This is a genomic window from Halopiger aswanensis (genome assembly GCF_003610195.1).
Lineage (GTDB): Archaea > Halobacteriota > Halobacteria > Halobacteriales > Natrialbaceae > Halopiger > Halopiger aswanensis.
In genome coordinates, this window is sequence record NZ_RAPO01000002.1 from 853,728 (window position 1) to 873,510 (window position 19,783).

Annotated in this window: 19 protein-coding genes; 1 reads left to right on the forward strand and 18 read right to left on the reverse strand. The window is 66.0% G+C overall.

What is annotated here, in order from left to right:
• Positions 1 to 55: 55 nt before the first annotated feature.
• Positions 56 to 1,372, reverse strand: coding sequence for a M28 family peptidase (locus ATJ93_RS11255; RefSeq protein ID WP_120244730.1), 1,317 nt, complete (start codon positions 1,370 to 1,372; stop codon positions 56 to 58).
• 182 nt (positions 1,373 to 1,554) lie between these two features.
• Between ATJ93_RS11255 and ATJ93_RS11260 the strand changes: the two genes are divergently transcribed.
• Positions 1,555 to 2,619, forward strand: coding sequence for a polyprenyl synthetase family protein (locus ATJ93_RS11260; protein WP_120244731.1), 1,065 nt, complete (start codon positions 1,555 to 1,557; stop codon positions 2,617 to 2,619).
• Positions 2,620 to 2,662: 43 nt separating this feature from the next.
• On the opposite strand, the gene ATJ93_RS11265 is transcribed toward ATJ93_RS11260, so the two are convergent.
• The 17 genes from ATJ93_RS11265 to ATJ93_RS11340 all read right to left on the reverse strand — a co-directional run bounded on the left by ATJ93_RS11265 (position 2,663) and on the right by ATJ93_RS11340 (position 19,635).
• Positions 2,663 to 3,265, reverse strand: a complete 603-nt coding sequence (locus ATJ93_RS11265; protein WP_147376645.1) for a hypothetical protein — start codon at positions 3,263 to 3,265, stop codon at positions 2,663 to 2,665.
• A gap of 120 nt (positions 3,266 to 3,385) precedes the next feature.
• Positions 3,386 to 5,377: an acetate--CoA ligase gene (acs, locus tag ATJ93_RS11270; RefSeq protein ID WP_120244733.1), complete on the reverse strand. Its 1,992-nt coding sequence runs from the start codon at positions 5,375 to 5,377 to the stop codon at positions 3,386 to 3,388.
• A 113-nt stretch (positions 5,378 to 5,490) separates the two neighbouring features.
• Complete coding sequence (locus ATJ93_RS11275; protein WP_120244734.1) at positions 5,491 to 6,264, reverse strand: NAD(P)-binding oxidoreductase; 774 nt, start codon at positions 6,262 to 6,264, stop codon at positions 5,491 to 5,493.
• 72 nt (positions 6,265 to 6,336) lie between these two features.
• Entirely contained in the window at positions 6,337 to 7,152 is an 816-nt protein-coding gene (locus ATJ93_RS11280; protein ID WP_120244735.1) for a CBS pair associated ParBc domain-containing protein, read from the reverse strand.
• Between the two features lie 89 nt (positions 7,153 to 7,241).
• Positions 7,242 to 7,367, reverse strand: a complete 126-nt coding sequence (locus ATJ93_RS24355) for a hypothetical protein (protein ID WP_281271543.1) — start codon at positions 7,365 to 7,367, stop codon at positions 7,242 to 7,244.
• A gap of 124 nt (positions 7,368 to 7,491) precedes the next feature.
• Complete coding sequence (locus tag ATJ93_RS11285) at positions 7,492 to 8,967, reverse strand: DHH family phosphoesterase (protein WP_120244736.1); 1,476 nt, start codon at positions 8,965 to 8,967, stop codon at positions 7,492 to 7,494.
• A 109-nt stretch (positions 8,968 to 9,076) separates the two neighbouring features.
• A complete protein-coding gene (locus ATJ93_RS11290; RefSeq protein WP_120244737.1) occupies positions 9,077 to 10,606 on the reverse strand; it encodes an NADH-quinone oxidoreductase subunit N in 1,530 nt (509 codons plus the stop codon).
• The gene (locus ATJ93_RS11295; RefSeq protein ID WP_120244738.1) at positions 10,606 to 12,132 is read right to left on the reverse strand and encodes a complex I subunit 4 family protein; all 1,527 of its coding nucleotides are present in this window, start codon (positions 12,130 to 12,132) and stop codon (positions 10,606 to 10,608) included. Before ATJ93_RS11295 ends, ATJ93_RS11290 begins: the two co-directional genes overlap by 1 nt.
• Positions 12,129 to 14,171 carry an NADH-quinone oxidoreductase subunit L gene (gene nuoL, locus ATJ93_RS11300; RefSeq protein ID WP_120244739.1) on the reverse strand — a complete coding sequence of 681 codons (2,043 nt, stop codon included), beginning with the start codon at positions 14,169 to 14,171 and terminating at the stop codon, positions 12,129 to 12,131. The genes ATJ93_RS11295 and nuoL overlap by 4 nt, the downstream gene beginning before the upstream one ends.
• Before the next feature lie 3 nt (positions 14,172 to 14,174).
• Positions 14,175 to 14,480 carry an NADH-quinone oxidoreductase subunit NuoK gene (gene nuoK, locus ATJ93_RS11305; RefSeq protein ID WP_120244740.1) on the reverse strand — a complete coding sequence of 102 codons (306 nt, stop codon included), beginning with the start codon at positions 14,478 to 14,480 and terminating at the stop codon, positions 14,175 to 14,177.
• Positions 14,480 to 14,935, reverse strand: coding sequence for an NADH-quinone oxidoreductase subunit J (locus tag ATJ93_RS11310; protein WP_120244741.1), 456 nt, complete (start codon positions 14,933 to 14,935; stop codon positions 14,480 to 14,482). The genes nuoK and ATJ93_RS11310 overlap by 1 nt, the downstream gene beginning before the upstream one ends.
• Positions 14,932 to 15,216: an NADH-quinone oxidoreductase subunit J gene (locus ATJ93_RS11315; protein WP_120244742.1), complete on the reverse strand. Its 285-nt coding sequence runs from the start codon at positions 15,214 to 15,216 to the stop codon at positions 14,932 to 14,934. Before ATJ93_RS11315 ends, ATJ93_RS11310 begins: the two co-directional genes overlap by 4 nt.
• A gap of 94 nt (positions 15,217 to 15,310) precedes the next feature.
• Entirely contained in the window at positions 15,311 to 15,772 is a 462-nt protein-coding gene (locus ATJ93_RS11320) for a NuoI/complex I 23 kDa subunit family protein (protein WP_013881331.1), read from the reverse strand.
• Positions 15,769 to 16,872, reverse strand: a complete 1,104-nt coding sequence (locus ATJ93_RS11325) for a complex I subunit 1/NuoH family protein (RefSeq protein WP_120244743.1) — start codon at positions 16,870 to 16,872, stop codon at positions 15,769 to 15,771. The genes ATJ93_RS11320 and ATJ93_RS11325 overlap by 4 nt, the downstream gene beginning before the upstream one ends.
• A complete protein-coding gene (locus tag ATJ93_RS11330) occupies positions 16,869 to 18,521 on the reverse strand; it encodes an NADH-quinone oxidoreductase subunit D (protein ID WP_120244744.1) in 1,653 nt (550 codons plus the stop codon). The genes ATJ93_RS11325 and ATJ93_RS11330 overlap by 4 nt, the downstream gene beginning before the upstream one ends.
• Complete coding sequence (locus ATJ93_RS11335) at positions 18,518 to 19,225, reverse strand: NADH-quinone oxidoreductase subunit B (RefSeq protein ID WP_013881328.1); 708 nt, start codon at positions 19,223 to 19,225, stop codon at positions 18,518 to 18,520. Before ATJ93_RS11335 ends, ATJ93_RS11330 begins: the two co-directional genes overlap by 4 nt.
• Positions 19,222 to 19,635 carry an NADH-quinone oxidoreductase subunit A gene (locus tag ATJ93_RS11340; RefSeq protein ID WP_120244745.1) on the reverse strand — a complete coding sequence of 138 codons (414 nt, stop codon included), beginning with the start codon at positions 19,633 to 19,635 and terminating at the stop codon, positions 19,222 to 19,224. Before ATJ93_RS11340 ends, ATJ93_RS11335 begins: the two co-directional genes overlap by 4 nt.
• Between the last annotated feature and the right edge of the window lie 148 nt (positions 19,636 to 19,783).

Sequence of the window (19,783 nt, forward strand, 5' to 3'; positions counted from 1 at the left end):
AAGCGTACGGTTGTCCGTCGGCGCCGGGCCAGTGTGATCGATCAATCGGCAGCCGTCAGTCGTCGTACGGCCAGTCGCCCGTAATCCGCATTCCTTCCGCGAGGTCCTGCGCTTCCAGCTCCGCGGCGATCGCCTCCGGATCGCGGTGCTCGACGGCTCGATCCGCGCTCGCGAGATCGACGACGAGTTCGGTCAGCAAGATCGCCTGCTCGCGCAGCGTCCGCCGCTCGAGTTTCTCGAGCGTGTCGGCGAAGGTGTGGCCCCAGCCGCGGCCGACATCGTCGGACGTCGACTTGACGTGGTAGCCGGGGACGCCCCGCTGGACGAACGGCCAGTGGTCGCTGTGCGGGCCGAGTTTCGGGACCGTCTCGATCGGGTGGTCGTAACGGTCCGCGACCGCGTCCACCGCGGCCTCGAGGCCGTCGAACCCGTGAGTTACCAGCGACAGCGTGCGGCCGCGAACGACGCCGTCGTTGTTGACCACCGCCTCGATCGAGTCGCGGTCGGTTTCCGCGGCGTAGTGTGCGGAGCCGGTGAGCCCGACTTCTTCGGCGCCGAAGGCGACGAACTCGACGCGCGTCTCGAGTTCGTCTTCCCGTTTGGCAAGTGCGTTCGCGAGTTCGACGACCATCGCGGTGCCGGCGCCGTTGTCCAGCGCGCCCTCTGCGATGTCGTGGGCGTCGACGTGGCTCGTCACGAGTACGCGCTCGTCGGTGTCGGGCCCGAGTTCCGCGTGGACGTTCTGACTCGTGGCCTCGTGGACCTCTGCGTCGACGGCGAGTTCGATTTCTTCGCCGTCGAAACGGCGGGCGAGCCGGGCCCCCGCTTCGCTCGAGACGCCGACGGCCGGAATCTCGCCGATGGGATCGTCTTCAGTTCCGACGCTGCCCGTCGGCGGGAGACACCCTTCGACGTGGTTGCGGTAGACGAACCCGGCCGCGCCCTGCTCGACCGCGTGGTAGTACTTCTCCCGGCGGTGGATGTACCGCTCGTAGTAGTCCGGAATGTCGCTGCGGACCATGACGATCCGGCCCTCGAGTTCGCGCTCCTCGAAATCCTCGGGGAGGCCGTAGCCGAGATCGACCAGCGGCGCTTCGACGCGGTCGGCCGGACTGCGCGGAAGCGCGATGCAGTTGCCGCCGACCGCGTCGCCGTTCGCTCGGATCGCACTCGAGCCACGGGTCCAACCCTGAATCCCGAAGGGGTCGAGGCGGGCGTTTCGCGCGCCGGCCTCGGCGAGGGCGTCGCGAGTTCGCTCGGCAGCCCGCCGTTCGCCGTCGCTGCCGGCCATCCGGTTGCCGATATCGACCAGGTCCTCGAGGTGGTCCCAGCCGACGTCGCTCGTGAAGACGTCACCGATCCAGTCGGTCATGCGGGTCACGTGGACGGGCCGGCGGGTAATTCTACCGTTCGCGGTCGATGGCGGGCTGCCGTCAGGAGGGTGTGATGGGAACCCTGCGCATCGATCGGCCATAGAGTGACCGTCTATTGATTCGAAACGTTTCGTCCACGAAGAACTGAATCTTTTTTACCTCGCTCGCTCTCGGGAGGAGTATGCGGGAGACGCTTGCCGAGTGGCGGCCGCTGGTCGACGAGGCCATCGCTGACCTCGTCCCACGGGAGATCGACGCCGACTACCTCGAGACGTTCTTCGGCGGGCCGACCTACGAGTACGATCCGGACGGCATCCAGCGCGCGCTGGCCGAGCCGCTCTGGGACCTGCTCGATCGGGGCGGCAAACGCTGGCGCGCCGTGCTCTTTCTGGTCTTCATCGAGGGATTCGGCGAGGATCCGGCGGAGTACCTTCGGTACGCCTGCATTCCGGAGATTCTCCACAACGGGACGATCATCGTCGACGACGTCGAGGACGAGGCGACGAAGCGCCGGGGGGAGCCAGCGCTACACCACATCTACGGGCAGGATATCGCACTGAACGCGGGCAACGCGATGTATTTCCTGCCGCTGAAGATTCTCACGCAGGAGCAGACCGACCTCCCGGCCGACCGGCGGCTGGCCGCCTACGAGATGCTCATGGACGAACTCAACCGGACCCACCTCGGGCAGGGAATGGACATCCACTGGCACAACGAGCGCGACGTGGAAATTACGCCCGAGCAGTACCTCGAGATGTGCGCGTGCAAGACGGGCTGTCTCGGCCGGATCGTCGCCCGGCTCGCCGCCATCCTGACCGACCAGCCGCCCGAAGTCGAGCGCGCCGTCGCCACCTACGCCGAACTGACCGCCGTCGCCTTCCAAATCGGCGACGACATTTTGGACATCGAAAACTCGCTGGGCCGGGCCGGCGAATTCGGCAAGGAGTTCGGCAACGACGTCCGCGAGGGGAAGAAGACGCTCCTGGTCATCCACGCGCTGAAGGAAAGCGACCCCGAGACGGCCGAGCGACTCCGGGAGATTCTGGCCGCCGCCGAGAACACCGACGAGGAGGTGCTCGAGGCGCTGTCGATCCTCGAAGACGCCGGCAGCATCGACTACGCCCGCGAGCGGGCCCTCGAGTTGGCCGCCGAGGCACGCGCGGCGATCGACGGCCTCGAGTTCGACGAGGAAACCGATCGGAAACTCCGCGAGTTCACGAAGTTCGTCATCGAACGCGACGTCTGAGTCCGGATTGTCCCAACTCGAGGACGACCGCCCGAAACGCACTTTAGGGAAGTCCGAGGTCGTCCCTGAGATCGCCCGTTCCGATGTCGATCCGTCCGTCCCGGTACACGGTGATCCCGTAGCCGAGCAGGTCGATCTCGAGAAGGACATCTGTCCCCGAGCCGCCGTCGCTTCTGGTCGGCTCCTCGACCGCGAACGTGATCGTCGCCAGCGTCGGTTCCGACGACGCGTCGGTGAGCGACTCGAGCGTCTCCGCCGGCACGTCCGTGATCGCGCCTTCGACGGTGAACGCGATCGCTCCCGGTTCGGTGTCGCTCGTCTCGGAGTCGTCATCCGTCGACGACTGGAGCGTGTCCATCCCCGGGGAAAGGTCCCCGGTGTCCGGCGTTTCGATGCCGACGTCGACCGTCTCGAGACGAAGCGACGCTGTCTCCGAGAGGTCGACGGCGACAGTCTCGGCGTCCGCGACCGCGAGTTCGATCTCGGCCGGTTGCAAGGACGTACCCTCGAAGCGCTCCAGTAGCTCCGACGTCATCGTGATCGTTCCTTCGGCGGCGAATTCGACCTGACTCGGCGGAGCCGTTCCGACGAGCTGCTCGGTCACCCTGATGTTCTGATTCTCGTCCACGTTAACTGTGATACTCATCGTGTCCCCCCGTATCCCGGGCTACGAGGGACGAGGGGGAAACGGTGTCGGGTACTTCGAGACGTAGCGGTCGCCGAAAAGCAGACGTGGTGCGTGCAGTCGGGTCGTCGCGCCGATGCGTTACTCGGACTCGGTTTCGATCCCCTCGGCGATCTCCTCGACGATTTCGGGATTGCGCAGCGTCGAGGTGTCGCCGAGGTCGTTGCCGCTGGCGATGTCCTCGAGGAGGCGACGCATGATTTTGCCCGAGCGCGTCTTGGGCAGTTCGGGCGTGAAGAGTACTTCCTCGGGCCGGGCGATCGGCCCGATCGCGTCCTCGACGGCCGCGACGATTCGGTCGCGCATGTCCTCGCTCGGCTCCTGCTCGTCCTCGAGGATGACGTAGGCGTAGACCGCCTCGCCCTTGACGTCGTGGTCGCCGCCGACGACGGCGGCCTCGGCGACGCCGGAGACGCCGACGATCGCCGACTCGATCTCCATCGTGCCGAGGCGGTGGCCGGAGACGTTGATCACGTCGTCGACGCGCCCGAGGATCGTGATGTAGCCGTCGTCGTCGATCTTCGCCCCGTCCTCGGGGAAGTAGACCCACTCATCCGCGTCTTCGTCGGAGTATTCGGTCCAGTACTCCTCTATGAACCGGTCGTCGTTGTTGTACAGCGTCCGGAGCATGCCGGGCCACGGTTTGTCGACCGTGACGTAGCCGGCTTCGCCGGCCTCGACTTCCTCGCCCGCAGCGTCGACGACGTTGGCGCTAACGCCCGGCAGCGGCGGTCCGGCGGAGCCAGGTTTCATGGTGTTGATCGCCGGCAGCGTCGTGATCATCATGCCGCCGGTCTCGGTTTGCCACCAGGTGTCGACGATCGGACACGCCTCGCCGCCGATGTGCTTGTAGTACCACTTCCACGCCCGCGGGTTGATCGGCTCGCCCACGGTTCCCAGCAGCCGCAGCGAGGAGAGGTCGTGTTCTTCGGGGTACTGCGAGCCCCACTTCATGAACGCGCGGATCGCCGTTGGCGCCGTGTAGAACACGTCGACGCGGTTCTTCTCGATGATCTCCCAGAGCCGATCGCGTTCCGGGTAGTCGGGCGTCCCCTCGTACATCACCGTCGTCGTCCCCAGCGCGAGCGGGCCGTAGACGATGTAGGAGTGGCCGGTAATCCACCCGATATCGGCCGAACACCAGTAGGTGTCTTCGGGCTTTAAGTCCAGCACCGCGTGGCTCGTCCAGGTCGTGTACGCGAGGTAGCCGCCCGTGGTGTGCTTGACGCCCTTCGGTTCGCCCGTCGTCCCCGAGGTGTACATGAGGAACAGCATATCCTCGGCGTCTCGAGAGACGGGATCGACCGACGCGCCCTCGTGCTCGGCGACGAGGTCGTCGTAGTCGCGGGCGTCGTTGCCGAGGAAGTGCGTGAGTTCCTCGCCGAGTCGGTCGACGACGACGCTGGTGACGTCATGTTCGACGCTTCGGAGGCCCTTATCGGCCTTCTCCTTGTGATTGAGCGCGTCGCCGCGGCGGTAGTAGCCGTCGCAGGTGACCAGATACTCGCTCTCCGCGGCGTTCATACGCGTCGCGAGCGCGTCGGCAGAGAAGCCGGCGAAAACGACGCTGTGGGGCGCGCCGATGCGGGCACAGGCGAGCATCGCGATCGGCAACTCGGGGATCATCGGCAGATAGAGGGTGACGACGTCGTCTTCCTCGACGCCGAGGTCCCGCAAGGACGCGGCGAACGCTTCGACCTCGTTCAGCAGGTCGCCGTAGGTGTAGGTCCGGGTTTCCCCCTTCTCGCCTTCCCACTTGATCGCCGCACGATTCTTCGCGCCGTTCTCGACGTGCCTGTCGAGGCAGTTGTACGAGGCGTTTAACTTCCCGTCAGTGAACCACTCGTAGAAGGGCGCGTCCTCGTCGTTCAGGACCGCGTCGTACTCCTCCTCCCACGAGAGGAGGTCCGCCGCCCGCTCCCAACACTCCGGCCAGTTCTCCTCGAACTCCTCGTAGATGCCCTCGTCGGTGACGTTCGCCTGCTCGACGAACGATTCCGGTGGGTCGAACGCTTCCTGTTCCGCCAGGCGCGCCTCGAGTTCGACGTCGCCGTCGTTGGTTTCCTCGCTCATGATACCGGAACCATCGGGCATAACCGGGATAAACGTTCCCCCGATTCTCGATGTAATCCGCCTCGAGTCGGGCGGTTTTCTTATCAGTTGGCAGTCGACGCGCGGACGGCGAGCTACGGTTGCATTCGATCCCGATCCGCCTCGATCCGGTCGAACGCCCAGTCGATATCGACGACGTTCGTCGGAGTCTCGGCGAGGCCGTCCCGGCTGACGACCTCGAGGGTTCGGTTTTCGGCGTCGGGGGTGAACGGCGCGGCGGCCATGAGCCGCGCGACGTCGGCCCGCGGGACCGACCCGGCAACGGAGTCGCCGCCCTCGCCGACGACGAGGTCATCGCGAGGCGGCGCGTTCGTGAGTCTTCCCGGACGGACGATCGTGTACGCGAGTCCCGATCGACGAAGCGCGGCTTCGGCGTCCTGCTTGGCCCGCAGCGAACCGCGAATGAGCAGTCGTGCAGGCAGTGACAACCCGCTCTTCGAACTGCCGACGCCGATGGCGCTCTGGTGGACGAAAAAGGAGACCTTAGTTCCCAGTGCGGCCGTCACGAGATTGATAACGCCCGTCCGATCGACCAGTTTCCCGCCGATAGTGTGGCGGTAGCTCGGCGGCGTCCCGACCGCGCAGTAAACGATGTCACAGTCCCGGACCGCCGCGACGGCGTCCCTGGGCTCGAAGAAATCGGCGACGGCGACCTCATCGGCACCGTGCCGCTCGAGGGTGTCGACCTTGGCGTACGAGCGGGTCGTCGCGCGAACGGTGAGATCGGTCGGCCGCAACACCGACAGGAGTTCGATGCCGGTCTGGCCGCTCGCGCCGGCGACGAGGACGCGGGTCGCGTCGGCCGCCGGTCCGGATGGCGTCGTTCCGTCAGGTCCAGTCGCAGTCATCGAGCGGAGTACTTCGCCCGAACGGATAATTGTGTACCCGACAGTCACCGGCCCCGACCGATCGGCGCCGCGCTACTCGTCGGACTGGAGCCGCTTCGTCGTCTGGACCAGCGGATGGCGCGCGTAGTCGACGACCTCGATGTCGTCGATCCGCTCGAGATTTTCCTTTTCGGCGGTCCGGGCCATTCCGAGATCGACGCCGTCCTCGCGGTCGATCACGATGACGTAGGCGTCCATCTCGTCGATTCCGAGTCGATCCGACGCGAGCACGCGGTGGTGGCCGTCCGCGAGCAACAGCGTGCCGGCGTTGTCGATAACGACCAGCGGCTCGGCCAACCCGCGCTCGAGTTCGTAGCGTCGCCCCTCGAGTTCGTCGGCGTAGACCCGGCCCTGGGTCGGCGTCAGGTCCGCCAACGGGACGGTACGCCGTTCCTGCTCGAGTTCGACGTCGTGGATCTGCTCCAAGGTGCGCATCAGTTTCCCCACCTTCTCGGGGGTGGCCCGCTCGATCTGGCTGCGGATCACGTCGGCGTTGGAGATGATACCGACGAGGTTCCCCGCGTCGTCGACGACGGGGAGTTTCTGGATGCCAGATCGGAGAATGACCCGCGCCGCGTCGGTGACTTTCATCTCGGGGTGGGCGACGAGCAGGTCCGTCGTCATCACCTTGAAGATGGGCTCGTCCGGATCGGCCAGCAGGAGATCGCTGGCGCTGACGAACCCCTCGACGCGGCGCCGCTCGCAGACGGGAAAGCCGCTGTGGGCTTCGCTTTCGGCAATGCGGGCCGCAACGTCGCCGACCGTCGCGTCCGGGGAGACCGTCACCACGTCGCGGGTCATGTACTCCTCGACCTGTGGTTTTCTCCGGTCCGACAGTATCTCCTCCATAGCCAACCGTAACGGGGCCGCGCGCAAAAGAACTGTCTTCGGGAGCGATTCGTTCGCTCACCGATGCTCGATCGCCGACTGTGTGTTAGTCAGGTCACTTTCTCCTGCTTCCAGTAGTGGTCGCAGGCGCGGCAGCCGAACTGGATGAACGTCGCCCGTTCCTCGAGCCAGACGTCGTCCGCACCGCAGTGGGGACACGACTCCCGGGACGTCATAGGCGAACGTACCTCGTCGACGCCCTTGAGCGCTCTGCCGGCGCGTTCCTCACGACTCCAGGGTTCAGGGGCGTCGTGGCAGAGAGCGAGGAGGTGACGGACGACGAGACGGAGAGACGAGAAATCACTCCTCGAGCGTAAACAGCCACTCGCTGGTCTGGGTGTAGGTGCCGACCGCCGTACCGGGCCGGGACTCGATCGCCTCGAAGAACCGCTTGGTGATCACTTCCTCGACGACGCTGACGATCGACTCGACCTCGTCCTCGTCGTCGGCGCTCGCGAGGATCCCGATCTCGAGTTGGGCGCCGGCCATGTCGGCGTGGCCGCCGGCGCTGCCGATGCGGGCGAACGCGTCGCGGAGCGTCTCGCCGAGGTCGACGTCGTTGGCCCGCGAGCGGGCCGACAGGTACGCCATTTCGTCGCGGAAGCCGAAGACGAGCGTCGTCTCGACGCCCTCCATCGCGAGCAACTGGTCGGCGGCTTGCGGTAAGGCGTCCCGGTTGTTGATCCGGCCGACGCTCGCGACGGCGACGGAATCGCGCCGTTCCCGGTTCTTGATCGCCCGCGCGATCGTCTCTAGGGTGTCGCCCTCGATCGTCGGCTGCTCGATCTGCTGGAGCAGGGAGACGTCGGCGTGGGGCCGAAGGATCGATGCCGCTCGAAAGTCCGCCGGCGCGACCTCCCGCGTGAAGTCGTTCGTGTCGACGCGAATCCCGTACAGCAGCGCCGTCGCCGTCGAGCGATCGAAGCCAATGTTGAACCGCTCGACGTACTCCGCGAGGACGGTGCTGGTCGCGCCGGCCTCCTCCCGCAGTTCGACGAACGCGCCGGGCACCGGGCCCCGCGGCGGGTGGTGGTCGATGACGATGTCGACGTCGAGGGTCTCCGGCAGCCCGTCGTTGACGCCGGGCCGAGAGTGGTCGACCAGCGCGAACGCCCCGTACTCCTCGAGCGAGTCCTCGGGCGCCAGATTTCGCAACTCGAGCTCGAGCAGGTTGACCATCGCCCGGTTCTCCTGGTGGGAGATTTCCCCGAAGTAGCAGGCCTCGGCGTCGACACCGACCGATTCGGCGATCTTGACGAGCGCGACCGCGCTCGCGATCGCGTCGGGATCGGGGTTGTCGTGGGTGACGACCGCGAGCGGGCCGTCGATCGACGCCAGCTCCTGGCGCAGCCCGATCGCGGCCTCGGCCGACCGACTCGCGGTTTCGTCGATCACCCGTTCGACGATCGCGCTGTCGGCGTCAACGACGTGGTCCGCGAGGCCGCCGAAGGTCGTCCGGTCGGTCAGCGTCGGGTTCCCGCCCAGCGAGGCGACGATCGACGCGTGCGGAAAGCGGTCGCGGGCGTGCTCGAGGGCGCTGCGGTTGACGTCGGTGCGATCGCCGCCGACGAAGATGACGTCCGGCCGATCGATATTCGCGAGCGTCGCCGGATCGCTCGGATCGGCGTGGCGCGCCGGGATGCTCTCCTCGCGGAGCGTCTCGACGACGGCCTCGTCGCTCGTCACGACCAGCAGGCGGCCGTCCCTGCGCTCGGCCACCCGCTCCGCGACGTGGCGACCGACGGTGCCACAGCCGAGCACGAGCCGGAAAACCATGTATCGCCGGTTGCGACTCCGAGCGGTAAAAGCTACCGGGTTACGCGAGGAAAGCGGACGAACGGCGAGAACGGAACCGAGAAAAGCGGAATCGAAGCGTCCGATCCGGTCAGGCGATGACCGCAGCAGCCGCGTCGACTGCCGCGTCAACGACCGGCCCGAAGCCGGGCAACAGCAGTGCGGTCATCACGGCCGCGAAGACGATCGCGGCGTACAGCCCGGTCGGCTGGGCCAGCGTATCCCGATCGACGACCGGGTCCTCGATCCAGACGGCCTTGACCAGCCGCGAGTAGTAGTACAGCGACAGCGCGCTGTTGACGACCAGCGCGGCGGCGACGATCACCAGCCCGGCGTCGAGCGCCGCGGTGAACAGGAAGTACTTGCTCCAGAAGCCGCCGAAGGGCGGGATGCCGGCCAGACTGAACATGAAGATCGCCAGCGCGGCGCAGGCGACCGGCGCCTGATTCGAGAGCCCGTTGTAGTCCTCGAAGGTTCGGCCGACGCCCCAGTACTCCGCCAGGGCGACGAACAGGAACGCGCCGGTGTTCATGAAGCCGTAGACCAGCAGGTGCATCATCGCCGCCCCCATCACGAGCTCGCCGCCGTCGGCCGACAGCCCGGCCAGCCCGATCAGCGCGTAGCCGGCGTGGCCGATCGAGGAGTAGGCGAGCATCCGCTTGACGTTGCGCTGGGTCGCGGCCGCGAAGTTCCCCAGCGTCATCGTGACGATCGCGAGGATGACGAAGGCCAGCGTCCAGTCGACGCCGACGAGATCGCTCGTCACCTCGAGCGGGAACGCGGTCGTGAACACGCGGAACGTGATCACGAAGCCGGCCGCCTTCGAGGCCGACGAGAGGAACGCGCTGATCGGCGCGGGCGCACCCTCGTAGGCCTCCGGCGCCCAGAAGTGGAACGGGACGCTGGCGGTCTTGTACGCGAAGCCGCCCAGCAGCATCAGGATACCCAGCCCGAGCAGCCCGTCGTAGGCGAACTCGCCGCCGGCAGCGGCGCTCTCCTCGAGCGCGGCTGCGATGGCGTCGAGTTGCATGACGCCGGTCGCGCCGTAGACCAGCGAGATGCCGTAGACGAACACGGCCGAGGACAGCGCGCCGATCAGGAAGTACTTCAGGCCGGCTTCGACGCTGCCGCGGTTGTCCTTCAGGATCGAGACCAGGGCGTACGACGGCAGGCTCGAGAGCTCGAGGGCGATGAAGATCGTCACGAGGCTGTTGGCGGCCGCCATCGTCGACATGCCGGTCGCCGCGAGGACGACCAGCGAGTAGTACTCGGCCTGGTAGGCGTGATCCTGCAGGTAGTCGTAGCTCGCGACCGACACCAGGGCGGTGACGACCGCGACGACGATCATGAAGTACAGCGCCAACTGGTCGACGACGAACTGGCCGTCGAACAGTTCGATGACGCCGTGGCCGCCCTCCATGCCGGGGGTACCGACGCCGGCGGTGATGAACCAGACGGCGGCGGCCAGCGAGGCCAGCGCGCCGGTGGCGGCGGTGCCGGAAAGCAGGGCGCGGTTCGTCGACCGCGGCGAGATGCTGTCGACGAGGAACAGCGCGACGGCCGTCGCAGCCATGATCAGCACGGGTGCGAGGCCGGCCCACGCGGGCAGTTCCACCGCCATTACAGCTCACCTCCGGTCTCTAAGATCGGGTTGACTGCGTCGGTAATCATCTCGAAGATCAGGTCGGGAGCCACGCCCAGCAGGATGATGAGTCCCAGCAGCACGAACATCGGGGCGACGTCGTGCAGCGGGGCGCGGCCGAGGTCGTAGTCGGTTTCCAGCCGGTACGGACCGAAGACGGTGCGTTGCAGCGCAAAGAGCAGGTAGCCCGCGACGATGACGATGCCGAACATCGCCGCCGCCGTAAAGAGGGGCGCGTAGGCGAGTTGCTCGGACTGGAACGCGCCGAAGAAGATCGTGAACTCGCCGTAGAAGCCGCTCATCAGCGGCAGCCCCATGTAGCCGAACGCGCCGGCGATCAGGATGCCGACGGCGATGGGCATCCGGTCGGCGAGCCCGGACATGTCCGTGACCATCCGGGTGTGGGTCGCGTTGTAGATGACGCCGACCGCCATGAACATCAGCCCCGAGATCAGGCCGTGGCTCACCATCTGGAACGTTGCGCCGCCGACCCCGAACTGCGTGTACGCGATCAGGCCGAGGATGACGTAGCCCATCGACGACACGGAGGAGTAAGCGACGATCCGTTTGAGGTCCGTCTGGGCCAGCGCGAGCATCGCGCCGTAGATGACGCTGATGACCGCGATAGCCGCGATCGGCACCGCGTACGCGGCGACCTGCTCCGGGAACATCGTGAAGTTGAACCGGAGCAGGGCGTAGGTCCCCATCTTCAGCAGGACGCCCGCCAGCAGCACCGACGCGGGCGTCGGCGCCTCGACGTGGGCGTCCGGCAGCCACGTGTGGAACGGGACGACCGGGACCTTCACTGCAAACCCGAGGAACATCGCGACGAACACGACCGAGGCTAACGCGGACCCGCTAAGCCCGAACAGGCCGTCGGGACCGCCCTCGAGCATCGCGTCGGCGATCTCGGGCAGCGCGAAACTGGTGACGTCACCCAGCCCGAACACGAGCGTGATGAAGGCACCGAACATCAGCAGCGAGGCGACGTTCGTGTAGACGAAGAACTTGATCGCCGCGTACTTCCGGCGCGGGCCGCCCCAGATCCCGATCAGCAGGTACATCGGGATCAGCACGGCCTCCCAGAAGATGAACCAAGCGAAAAAGTCCAGCGCGGCGAAGACGCCGATGAGGTTCGCCTCGATGAAGAGCACGAGCCCGTAGAACTGGGACTCGCGCTCGTCGATCGGCGTCCACGAGCTCAGGATCGCCAGCGAACAGAGGATCGTCGTCAGCACCACGAGCGGGAGACTGATCCCGTCGAGACCGACGAACCACGAGATCGTGTAGTCGCCCAGCTGGATCCACTCGAACTGCGACTCGAAGGCGAGTTCGCCGTCGAGCAAGGCGTTCCCGCTGCCGTCGAAGGCCGAGAACAGCCACAGGCTGAGCGCGGCCGGCACGAGGCTGATCGCGAACGCCAGTTTGCCGGCGATACGGTTCGGCGCGACGAACGTGACGAGCGCGCCGAGCAGTGCGACCGCGATCAGTGCTTCGATCATCATAGGAACCACCCCCCGCTAATGCCGAGGATCAACAGTAAGCCGATGAACCCGGCCACGAGCAGGGCCGCGTAGTTCGTCACGATACCGGTCTGAATGCGCTTGACGCGACTCCCGCTGAACAGGCTCGCCGCCGAGACGCCGTCGACGACGCCGTCGATGACGGTCTGGTCGAACCGGTCGGCGGCTCGAGCCAGCGGCAGCGCGAAGCCTTCCGCGAGCCAGACCTGGAACTCGTCCTGGTAGTAGTTGCTGCGCAGCAGGGTGTACACGCCGCCGAGCTTCTGCGTGTGGCGAGCGGGCTCGGGGACGGCGTACAGCGAGTACGCCAGGAGCGCACCGCCGAGCGCGAGTCCGACCGACAGCGCTGCGGACAGCAGCATGGTGGTCGTCTCGGAGCTAATGTAGCCCTCCTCGAAGGCCACCATCTCGTGGTAGTGGTGGTAGGTCAGCCCCTCGACGTAGCCGTACTCGCCGTCGAGCCAGTGCTCGAGGAACGTGATGTCCGCGCCGGTCAGCTTCGCGACGGGCGCGAGGTTGGCGACGCCCGCAAGCAGCGCGAGCAGCCCCAGCACGATCAGGGGCACCTTGATCGACCAGCCGACCGGGTGTGGGTTCTCGGCCGTCTCGGACCGGGGGTCGCCGTGGAAGGTCAGGAAGACCATCCGGAAGGTGTAGAAGCCGGTGAAGAACACGGCCACGAGCCCCATCGCGTAGGCCGCGAGGATGACCGGGTTCTCGAGGCCGACGATCAGCGCGTCGAACAGGACCTCGTCCTTCGACCAGAAGCCGGAGAACGGCACGATGCCCGCGAGCGCGAGCGCGCCGGCGAGGAACGTGTAGTAGGTGACGGGCGCCTTGTCCTTCAGACCGCCCATCTTCCACATGTCCTGTTCGTGGTGCATGAGAACGATGACGGCACCGGAGCCGAGGAAGAGTAGCGCCTTGAAGAAGGCGTGGTTCATCAGGTGGAAGACCCCGGCGACGTAGCCGCCGACGCCGAGGCCCAGCATCATGTAGCCGTACTGGCTGATCGTCGAGTAGGCCAGCACCTGCTTGATGTCGTCCTTGACGACGCCCATCGTCGCCGCGAACAAGGCGGTGAAGCCGCCGACGAAGGCGATGACCGCCAGCGCGGTCGGCGACTGGGCGTAGTAGCCGAACATTCGGGCGACCAGATAGACGCCGGCCGCGACCATCGTCGCCGCGTGGATGAGCGCCGACACCGTCGTGGGGCCCTCCATCGCGTCGGGCAGCCACGTGTGCAGCGGGAACTGCGCGGACTTGCCGATGACCCCGCCCAGCACGAGCAGTCCGGTGATCGTCACCCACGTCTGGGCGCCGAAGCCGAACAGCGTCTCGCCCTCTTCGATGGCGGTCTCGGCGGCGACGACGAACGACTCGTCGCCGGCGAACGCGACCGTGCCGAAGGTCGCCGCGATGGCGACGACACCCAACAGGAAGAAGTAGTCACCGAAGCGGGTGACCAGGAACGCTTTCTTCGCCGCCGACGGGGCAGATTCCGTGCGGAACCAGAACCCGATCAGCAGGTACGAACACAGGCCCACCAGCTCGAAGAACATGAACGCCATCAGCAGGTTGTCCGCGTAGACGAACGCGAGCATGCTGAACGTAAAGAGCCCGAGCTCGGCGTAGTAGCGCGGCAGCCCGGTCTCGCCCTCGTCGTTCATGTATCCGAGGCTGAAAATGTGGACCAGCAGGGCCACGAGCGAGACGATGACCAGCATCAGCGCCGACAGCGGGTCGATCAGGATCCCGAAGGAGAAGACGATCTCCTCGAGTCCGGTCGACTCGGCCGCGGTCAGCACGTCGCCGGCCGCCCACTCGTAGACCGTCTGGTGATACGTTTCGCCGCCCGCGACGGCCGCGAGCATCGCGAGCGAGAGCAGCAGGGAACCGCCCGTCGCAGCGATGCCCGCGAGCGCGCCCTTCTTCGGCATGGACCGGCCGAAGACGAGCGCGACGACGAATGCCACGAGCGGGAACAGCGCGATCGCCGGTGCGTAGTCGAATACAGCCATCTCTTACCACCTCATCGTCGTTGGAACCGTGACGTCGACGTCACGGAAGTTGCGGTACAGTACGAGGATGATCCCGAGTCCGACGGCGACCTCGGCGGCGGCCAGCGCCATCGTAAACAGCGCGAACACCTGGCCGGTGAGGTTGCCCTGGTAGAACGAGAACGCGATCAGGTTGATGTTGGCCGCGTTCAGCATGAGTTCGACGGACATCAGGAACATCAGCGCGTTCCGACGGGTGAGGATGCCAAAGAGCCCGGTGCAGAACAGGGCCATCGACAGCAGCACGTAGTACTGCACTTCGACTGCCATCAGGCCTCACCTCCGTCGTCCGTTTCTCGGCCGGTCGTGCCGCCGTCGGTCGCGGTCCGCGACGGTTCGGCGGCCGTACTCGTCTCCGCGCCGCCGGCCGTATCGGAACCGCGAGCGGCCAGCGCCGCCACCGGCTCGCCCGACTCCTCGCGCTTTGCCAGCACGAGCGAGGCGTCGAGCGCCGCGTCAAGCGTCAGCGCGATCAGCAGGAACGCGGCGAGGAACGGCTCGGTTCCCGCGACGCCGCCGGCCGACTGCAACGGCTCGAGGTCGAACAGCGCGTAGCCGATCGCGGCGGTGATCGAGGCGACCTCGAACCCGCCGTCGGCCATCGGCTCGAACGGCGTGTTCAGGACGACCAGCGCCATCAGCACGAAGAGGCCGACGGCGAGCAGCCCCGGCGCGAGCGCCGCGCCGGAACTGAGTCGAAGTTGCGGTCGATTGCGTTTGCTCATGCCTGTACCACCTCGTCGGAGTCCGCGTCAGCGTCCGCGTCCTCGCGCTGGGTCAGCATGACGGCGAACGTGATGAGGATGAGCACCCCGCCGACGTAGACGAGGATCTGCATCATGGCGACGAACTCGGCCGCCAGCATCACGAAGTGGACCGCCATGCTCATCAGCGCCACGCCGAGCATGAGCGCCGAATGCCAGGGGTCCCGCAGGAGGACCACGCCCAGCGCGCTGCCGATCGTGACGAACGCGAACAGCGCGAATGCGATTTGCTCTGGTGTCATAGATGTCCTGTCGCTCGTACGCGTGTGCGTGTTACTGCTGTTCGTACCGGTCGCTCGTCTCGAGACCGTCGATGCCGTCGGGACCGAGCGCCCGTCACTGGTAATCGACCTCCCCTTCGCCTTCGCCGATCCACGCGCCCCGGTCGGGTTCGCGCGACTCGAGCGGGTCGATGTCCTTGTACCACGGGACCGACTTCAGCTGCTCCTTGTTGTACACCAAGTCGTGTTTGGTGTCGCCGGTGAACTCGAAGTTCTGGGTGAGCAGGATGGCGTCGGTCGGGCACACCTCCTCGCAGAGCCGGCAGTAGACGCACTGCCCGATGTGGAGGTTGTACTGTTCGCCGTTGCGCTTGTCGTCCATCACGATCTGGATCGTATCGTTCGGACAGACGTTCTCGCACTGGCGACACCAGATACACCGCTCCTGGCTCCACTTGTGGACGCCGCGGAACCGCGGCGACACGTCGGGTGCCGTCTTCGGGTACTCCACCGTGAAGGTGGAGCCGTCCAGCGCGTGCTTCATCGTCGTTGCCATTGATTTGAGTAGTCCGATCATGCGATCACCCCAACGATTGCCGCAGTCAGTCCGAGGTTCGCAAAGGAAAGGACCAGCAGTCCCTTCCAGCCGATTTCGATCAGTTGGTCGATGCGGACGCGCGGGATGGCCGATCGCAGCCACTGGGTCAGCAGGAACGCCGCCCAGATCTTCACGATGAACCAAACGATACCCAGCCCCTCGGGGCCCGGTCCGGCCGGCCCGCCGAGGAAGATCGTCGCGATGATCGCCCCGCCGAGGAAGATGTGGAGGAACTCGCCGAGGTAGACGAGCACGAAGTACACAGAGGAGTACTCGGTCTGGTACCCCGCGATGAGTTCCGCCGGCGCCTCGGGCATGTCGAACGGGTTCCGGCCGACCTCAGCGAAGTTCGCGATCAGGAACAGCACGAACGCGAACGGGTTCACCAGCGCGAACCACGCCGGAATCCCCCACTCGAGGCCGGGGATCGTAAACAGCGTCGTCTGGTTCTGGACGGCGACGATCTCGCTCATGCGCAGCGAGCCCGCAAAGAGCACGACAGACATGCCGGTGACGACCAGCGGGATCTCGTAGGCGATGTTCTGTGCGACCGCGCGCAGGCCGCCCAGCAGCGAGTACTTGTTGTCCGACGCGTAGCCGGCCATCACCAGCCCGACCGACGCGATCCCGGAGATCGCGAAGGCGTAGGCCAGTCCCACTTCGGGATCGGCGAGGTGGACGCCGCTCCCCATCGGGATGACGGCGAAGCCGAGCAGCGCCGACCCCGCGACGACGACCGGCGCGAGGTCGTAGGCCGGTCGGTCCGCGTTCTCGGGAATGATCAACTCCTTCGAGAGCAGGCGGACGGAGTCGGCGACGATGATCAGGACGCCGCCCGGACCGAGGTGATTGACCGCGATACGGTCCGTGAACGCGGCCGTAATCTTTCGCTTCGCCCAGGGACCGGCGACGCCGGTCATCGCGAGCATCAGGTTGCCGACGATGAACGCCGCGATGAACGTCGCGACCAGTTCGCCGGCGAGCCCGAACCCGCTCAGGCCGGTGAGTTCGCCGATCCGCTCGGGGAGCAGTACCGTCTCGTCGCTTGCGGTCTGCAGTGGGATCGTCGCCGCGTTCATCGATCCACCTCCCCGAGCACGATGTCTAAGCTACCGAGCGATGCGATCAGGTCGGGGACGTACTCCCCTTCGGACATCTCCGGCAGCACCTGCAGGTTCGAGAAGCACGGACTCCGGATCTTGAACCGGGCCGGCTTGTCGGTGCCGTCCGAGCGCATGTAGATGCCGAGTTCGCCCTTCGCAGCCTCGACGGCGCGGTAGGTCTCGGCGTCGGCGTCCGGCTTCAGGGTGCGGGGCACGTTGGCCTGTACCTCGCGCTCGTCTTCGGGCCACTCCTCGAGCAGGTCGAGACACTGCTCGATGATCTTGGCCGACTCTTCGACTTCCTCCATGCGAGCGAGCACGCGGGCGTAGTTGTCACAGCCCTCGCGCGTGACGACGTCCCACTCCAAGTTCTCGTAGTAGCCGTAGGGATCGTCGCGTCGGAGGTCGTAGTCGATGCCGGACGCGCGGGCGACCGGGCCCGTACAGCCGTACTGTTTGGCTACCTCGGGCTCGATGACGCCGGTGTCGATACACCGGGTCTGGAAGATCTCGTTCGAGGTGACCATGTCGTGGTACTCGTCGACCTTCGCGGGGAGTTCGTCGAGGAAGTCCCGGGTCTTCTCGATGAACTCCTCGCGGGGTTCGGGCAGGTCCCACGCGACCCCGCCGACGCGGAAGTAGTTGAACATCATCCGCTGGCCGGTCAGGTCCTCGAGAATGTCCTGGACGACCTCGCGGTCGCGGAAGGTGTACATGAAGATGGCCGTGAACTCGCCGTAGACGTCCAGCGCGAAGGTACCGAGCGCGAGCATGTGCGAGGCGATCCGGCAGAGTTCGGCCCCCATGGTCCGGATGACCTGCGCGTACTCGGGGACCTCGATGTCCGCCATGTCCTCGATCGCCCGCGCGTAGGCCCACTCGTTTAGCAGCCCCGAGGAGACGTAGTCCCAGCGGTCGGGGTAGGGCATGATCTGGTGGCGGTAGGTGCCCTCCTGGCACATCTGCTCCTCACAGCGGTGGAGGTAGCCGATGTCCGGGTCGACGTCGACGACGGTCTCGCCGTCGAGCACCGTCTCGACGTGGAGCACGCCGTGGGTCGCCGGGTGGTGCGGACCGATGTTCAGGAACATCGTGTCCGACTCGGCGTCCTCGTGATCCGGCTGGATCGGGTTCGCGTGCTCGGAAAGCGTGACGACCTGCGGTTTCGTCTGGTCGTAGTCGTCCGAGAGCGGATGCCCCTGCCACGTCTCGGGCAGCAGAATGCGCCGCAGGTCCGGGTGGTCGGCGTACTCGATGCCGACGAGGTCGTAGGCCTCTCGCTCGTGCCAGTCGGCGGTGCGGAACACCGGCTCCGCGCTCTCGCTGACCGGATCCGACCGCGTCGTCGGGACGACGATGCTCACCTCGTCGGTCGGATCGCTGTACTTCTTGAGGTGGTAGATCGATTCGTACCGATCGTCGTACTGCTGTGCGGTGACACACGAGAGGTGATCGTAGCCGGCCTGCTCACGGAGATCGAACAGGACGTCCTGCACCTCGTCCGGATTGATGACGAACGCGGGCGCGTTCATGTGGTCGTCGCGCCCGATCGCGCGATCCCCGATCAGCGCCTCGAGGTCGTCCTCGGTGAGCTGGTCCGGCTGTCGTTCGATGCCCGTACTCATGGTGAATCAGCCCAGTTGTACCGCATGACGAGGTCGTCCTCGTCGATCTCGCTCGCGAGCTTCTGCACCAGTTCGTCCTCGGGGAGATCGCCGAACTCCTCGAGTTCGTACGGCTTGACGACGACGGGCGAGGACTCCCCGTTCTGGATCCGCTCCTGAAGCTTGAGGACGCCGTACAGCAGCGCCTCGGGACGGGGCGGACAGCCCGGAACGTGAATGTCGACGGGGATGATCTCCTCGGCGCCCTTCACGACGTTGTAGCCCTTCTGGAAGGGACCGCCGGAGATCGTACACGACCCCATCCCGACGACGAACTTGGGTTCGGGCATCTGGTCGTAGACGCGCTTCATGCGCGGCCCGAACTTCGAGACGATCGTCCCGGGGACGATCATCACGTCGGCCTGCCGCGGCGACGCGCGCGGGACGCCGGCCCCGTAGCGGTCGAGGTCGTGTTTGATCGCGTACGTGTGCATCATCTCGATGCTGCAGCACGCGATCCCGAACTGCAGCATGAACATCGAGTTCCCGCGAACCCAGTTCATGAACTCGTCGAACTTCGTGAGGATGAACGGCGACGCGCCGAACGCCTCGCGAAGCTTCGAGTTGAATCTGTCGTCGACGCCCTCACCGATTCGGGAGTCGCGGGTGTCCGTCGACGGTGCGGTGCTGCCGTGGATCTGCTGTTTGGGTTCGTCGCTACTCATAGTCGGTCAGTATCGCCTTCCACCTGCCGCGGTGTCTGTGCCCACTGTACTGCACCGTTGCGCCACGCCCACGCGAGCCCGACGAGGAGGATGGCAACGAACGCGACCATCGGTCCGAGGATCTCGAGCAGCGAAACGGCATCCGATTCAACAGCCTCTCGATATACGACCGCCCATGGGAACAGCAGGACGGTCTCGATATCGAAGACGAGGAACAGAAGCGCAACCATGTAGTATTGGATGTTGAACCGGACGCGCGTTCCGCCGGTCGGAACCTCGCCACTCTCGTAGGTGGCACGTTTGCTCGTTTCGGGGACGGTCGGCCGCAGGAGGTACGATACCGCCATCATCCCGAACGGTATCAGCAATCCCACGAGCGCTAACGCCCCGATCGCTATCCAGTCGTTCATCTACGTAACGTTCGGAGGTTGAAACCGCACGCACATAAGGGTTGATTGTTCGATTTCCGGGTCAATACGGGCCAAACGGTGGCTTCCGCGCCCTAATACGCGCTAAATTAATCGCCCTAGTACCATACTAATCGGTACAAAAAGTGAC

What these genes read in the sequence shown, in the direction of transcription:
- ATJ93_RS11255 (WP_120244730.1), bottom strand. Translation starts at nt 1,372, where the DNA reads ATGACCGACTGGATCGGTGACGTCTTCACGAGCGACGTCGGCTGGGAC.
- ATJ93_RS11260 (WP_120244731.1), top strand. Translation starts at nt 1,555, where the DNA reads ATGCGGGAGACGCTTGCCGAGTGGCGGCCGCTGGTCGACGAGGCCATC.
- ATJ93_RS11265 (WP_147376645.1), bottom strand. Translation starts at nt 3,265, where the DNA reads ATGAGTATCACAGTTAACGTGGACGAGAATCAGAACATCAGGGTGACC.
- acs (WP_120244733.1), bottom strand. Translation starts at nt 5,377, where the DNA reads ATGAGCGAGGAAACCAACGACGGCGACGTCGAACTCGAGGCGCGCCTG.
- ATJ93_RS11275 (WP_120244734.1), bottom strand. Translation starts at nt 6,264, where the DNA reads ATGACTGCGACTGGACCTGACGGAACGACGCCATCCGGACCGGCGGCC.
- ATJ93_RS11280 (WP_120244735.1), bottom strand. Translation starts at nt 7,152, where the DNA reads ATGGAGGAGATACTGTCGGACCGGAGAAAACCACAGGTCGAGGAGTAC.
- ATJ93_RS24355 (WP_281271543.1), bottom strand. Translation starts at nt 7,367, where the DNA reads ATGACGTCCCGGGAGTCGTGTCCCCACTGCGGTGCGGACGACGTCTGG.
- ATJ93_RS11285 (WP_120244736.1), bottom strand. Translation starts at nt 8,967, where the DNA reads ATGGTTTTCCGGCTCGTGCTCGGCTGTGGCACCGTCGGTCGCCACGTC.
- ATJ93_RS11290 (WP_120244737.1), bottom strand. Translation starts at nt 10,606, where the DNA reads ATGGCGGTGGAACTGCCCGCGTGGGCCGGCCTCGCACCCGTGCTGATC.
- ATJ93_RS11295 (WP_120244738.1), bottom strand. Translation starts at nt 12,132, where the DNA reads ATGATGATCGAAGCACTGATCGCGGTCGCACTGCTCGGCGCGCTCGTC.
- nuoL (WP_120244739.1), bottom strand. Translation starts at nt 14,171, where the DNA reads ATGGCTGTATTCGACTACGCACCGGCGATCGCGCTGTTCCCGCTCGTG.
- nuoK (WP_120244740.1), bottom strand. Translation starts at nt 14,480, where the DNA reads ATGGCAGTCGAAGTGCAGTACTACGTGCTGCTGTCGATGGCCCTGTTC.
- ATJ93_RS11310 (WP_120244741.1), bottom strand. Translation starts at nt 14,935, where the DNA reads ATGAGCAAACGCAATCGACCGCAACTTCGACTCAGTTCCGGCGCGGCG.
- ATJ93_RS11315 (WP_120244742.1), bottom strand. Translation starts at nt 15,216, where the DNA reads ATGACACCAGAGCAAATCGCATTCGCGCTGTTCGCGTTCGTCACGATC.
- ATJ93_RS11320 (WP_013881331.1), bottom strand. Translation starts at nt 15,772, where the DNA reads ATGATCGGACTACTCAAATCAATGGCAACGACGATGAAGCACGCGCTG.
- ATJ93_RS11325 (WP_120244743.1), bottom strand. Translation starts at nt 16,872, where the DNA reads ATGAACGCGGCGACGATCCCACTGCAGACCGCAAGCGACGAGACGGTA.
- ATJ93_RS11330 (WP_120244744.1), bottom strand. Translation starts at nt 18,521, where the DNA reads ATGAGTACGGGCATCGAACGACAGCCGGACCAGCTCACCGAGGACGAC.
- ATJ93_RS11335 (WP_013881328.1), bottom strand. Translation starts at nt 19,225, where the DNA reads ATGAGTAGCGACGAACCCAAACAGCAGATCCACGGCAGCACCGCACCG.
- ATJ93_RS11340 (WP_120244745.1), bottom strand. Translation starts at nt 19,635, where the DNA reads ATGAACGACTGGATAGCGATCGGGGCGTTAGCGCTCGTGGGATTGCTG.